3 protein-coding genes are annotated in these 2,720 nt (G+C 61.2%); all 3 read left to right on the forward strand.

Features of this window, described 5'->3' with window-relative positions:
• On the forward strand, positions 1-1,009 hold a 1,009-nt coding region (plsX, locus tag ACIGDJ_RS28190; RefSeq protein ID WP_397504718.1), incomplete at its 5' end, for a phosphate acyltransferase PlsX.
• Between the two features lie 122 nt (positions 1,010-1,131).
• A complete protein-coding gene (fabD, locus tag ACIGDJ_RS28195; protein ID WP_101156226.1) occupies positions 1,132-2,070 on the forward strand; it encodes an ACP S-malonyltransferase in 939 nt (312 codons plus the stop codon).
• Positions 2,071-2,086: 16 nt separating this feature from the next.
• A partial coding sequence (gene fabG / locus ACIGDJ_RS28200) for a 3-oxoacyl-ACP reductase FabG (RefSeq protein ID WP_397504719.1) occupies positions 2,087-2,720 on the forward strand: 634 nt, incomplete at its 3' end.

The following is a 2,720-nucleotide window of genomic DNA, read 5'->3' on the forward strand; positions in this document are numbered from 1 at the left end:
GTCTGCTCAAGTCATCGCGATTGACGCAATGGGCGGGGACTTCGGTCCCCGCAGCATTGTTCAGGCCAGCCTCGCTTGCCTGTCTGCTACGCCCTCGCTGCACCTGACCCTCGTCGGTCAACCCTCCCTTCTTGAAGAACTGATCAACGGCCAATCGGCTGCCGATCGCGCGCGCCTGACGATTGTGCCGGCCAGCGAAGTCATCACCATGGATGAAAAACCTGCCCAGGCCCTGCGTGGCAAGCCGGATTCGTCGATGCGTGTTGCCCTTGAGTTGCTCCGCGATGGCAAGGTGCAAGCCTGTGTCAGTGCTGGCAATACCGGCGCGTTAATGGCGTTGTCGCGATTCGTGCTCAAGACATTGCCAGGCATTGATCGTCCGGCGATGGTTGCGGCGATTCCGACGCAGACCGGTTATTGCCAGTTGCTCGATCTTGGCGCCAACGTCGATTGCAGCGCCGAGCACCTGCTGCAGTTCGCGGTGATGGGTTCGGTGGCCGCGCAAACCCTGGGCATCGTCCGTCCGCGTGTGGCGTTGCTGAACATCGGCACCGAAGACATCAAGGGCAATCAGCAGGTCAAATTGGCAGCGACGCTGCTGCAGGCTGCACGCGGGATCAATTACGTCGGCTTCATCGAAGGCGACGGCTTGTATCGCGGTGAGGCGGATGTGGTGGTGTGTGACGGCTTCGTCGGCAACATTCTGCTGAAGTCCAGCGAAGGCCTTGCGACGATGATTGCGGCGCGCATCGAAGCCTTGTTCAAGAAAAACATGGCTTCTCGCGCGGTCGGCGCCTTGGCGCTGCCGTTGATGAAGCGTCTGCAGGCCGATCTGGCTCCGGCGCGACATAATGGCGCAAGCTTTCTCGGCCTGCAGGGCATCGTTGTGAAGAGTCACGGATCGGCCGGGGTTCAAGGCTTTCAGAGTGCGATTCAGCGGGCGCTGATCGAGATTCAGGAGAACCTGCCCGAGCGTCTTCACGGTCGCCTGGAGGATCTGTTGTCTTAGGCGTTTTCGTCGGACAATGCTTAAATGTGACCGCCCGGTTCAAAGGGCCATCCAAACTGTCAGTTTCTGGCGTCCCAACGGGGCGTTATTTTCCGACGACAAGATCATTAGGGGCTTGTTACATGTCTGCTTCCCTCGCATTCGTCTTTCCAGGACAGGGTTCGCAGTCCCTCGGCATGCTGGCCGAGCTGGGCGCGCAACATCCGCTGATCCTCGAAACCTTTCAAGAAGCCTCTGCTGCACTGGGCTACGACCTGTGGGCACTGACCCAGCAGGGCCCGGAAGAGCTGCTCAACCAAACCGACAAAACCCAACCGGCCATTCTGACCGCCTCGATCGCCCTGTGGCGTCTGTGGCTGGCCGAAGGTGGTGCGCGTCCGGCATTCGTTGCCGGCCACAGCCTTGGCGAATACAGCGCGCTGGTTGCTGCCGGCAGCCTGACCCTTGCTGATGCGGTCAAGCTCGTCGAGCGCCGTGGTCAGTTGATGCAGGAGGCGGTTCCGGCCGGGCAGGGCGGCATGGCCGCGATCCTCGGTCTGGAAGATGCCGACGTGCTGGCTGCCTGCGCCGAAGCGGCGCAAGGCGAAGTCGTCAGCGCGGTGAATTTCAACTCGCCGGGCCAAGTCGTGGTTGCCGGTGCCAAGGCAGCCGTCGAGCGCGCCATTGAGGGCTGCAAGGCCCGTGGCGCCAAGCGCGCCATGCCATTGCCGGTAAGCGTGCCTTCGCACTGCGAGCTGATGCGTCCGGCTGCCGAGCGTTTCGCCGAATCCATTGCTGCCATCGACTGGCAGGCTCCGCAGATCCCGGTGGTGCAGAACGTCAGCGCGCAAGTGCCGGCCGATCTGGAAACCCTCAAGCGCGATCTGCTCGAACAGCTCTACAAGCCAGTGCGCTGGGTTGAATCGGTGCAGACGTTGGCCGCCAAGGGCGCCACGAATCTGGTCGAATGCGGCCCAGGCAAAGTCCTTGCTGGCCTGAACAAGCGTTGCGCTGAAGGCGTTTCGACTTCCAATCTCAATACCCCAGACGCCTTCGCTGCCGCTCGCGCAGCGCAGGCCTGAATCAGGAGAAACTTGCATGAGTCTGCAAGGTAAAGTTGCACTGGTTACCGGTGCAAGCCGCGGTATCGGCCAGGCCATCGCACTGGAACTGGGTCGTCAGGGCGCCATCGTTGTTGGCACCGCGACCTCCGCGTCGGGCGCTGAGCGCATTGCCGCGACCCTGAAGGAAAACGGTATCCAGGGTGCCGGTTTCGAACTCAATGTCACCAGCGACGAATCGGTCAGCGCCGTGTTGGCAGCCATTCAGGAACAGTTCGGTGCGCCGGTGGCGATTCTGGTCAATAATGCCGGTATCACCCGCGATAACCTGATGATGCGCATGAAAGACGACGAGTGGTACGACGTGATCGATACCAATCTGAACAGTCTGTATCGCCTGTCCAAGGGCGTTCTGCGCGGCATGACCAAGGCTCGTTGGGGGCGAATTATCAGTATTGGCTCGGTGGTGGGTGCCATGGGCAACGCCGGCCAAGTAAACTATGCAGCCGCCAAGGCCGGTCTGGAAGGTTTCAGCCGGGCGATGGCGCGTGAAGTCGGTTCGCGTTCTATTACGGTCAACTCGGTAACCCCAGGGTTTATCGACACCGATATGACCCGCGAGCTGCCTGAAGCACAGCGTGAAGCCTTGCAGACGCAGATTCCGCTGGGCC

It is taken from the genome of Pseudomonas sp. NPDC079367, assembly GCF_044542195.1.
Classification (GTDB): domain Bacteria; phylum Pseudomonadota; class Gammaproteobacteria; order Pseudomonadales; family Pseudomonadaceae; genus Aquipseudomonas.